This window comes from Vibrio sp. T20 (assembly GCF_007858795.1).
In the GTDB taxonomy this organism is placed as follows: domain Bacteria; phylum Pseudomonadota; class Gammaproteobacteria; order Enterobacterales; family Vibrionaceae; genus Vibrio; species Vibrio satsumensis.
Genome location: NZ_VFEB01000162.1, coordinates 1 through 266 on the forward strand (window position 1 = coordinate 1; position 266 = coordinate 266).

The window sequence follows — 266 nt, forward strand, 5'->3', positions numbered from 1 at the left end:
GAGCTGATTTGTGAAAAAGCCAAACTCCTAGGCTTTGAGGCTAACGGCATGTTGGTTGAGCCAGATCCAGCGCAATTAGATACCTTGTTGTACATGGTTGGCGTTGGTTTACTGAAGACTGAAATTCAACAGGTTTATCCGATGAGTGATGTGATTGCTGCTCACCAGCAAGTTGAATCAGGAAGAACCAGAGGCAAGGTGTTGCTTGATATGACATGCTAGAAGCATTTAATACGAGCTTTGAAAGTTTAGCGCTTTGGTTTTCA

General features: G+C 43.2%; 1 protein-coding gene. It reads left to right on the forward strand.

The window, feature by feature from the left end:
• On the forward strand, positions 1-222 hold a 222-nt coding region (locus FTW16_RS17940), incomplete at its 5' end, for a zinc-binding dehydrogenase (RefSeq protein WP_146492024.1).
• Between the last annotated feature and the right edge of the window lie 44 nt (positions 223-266).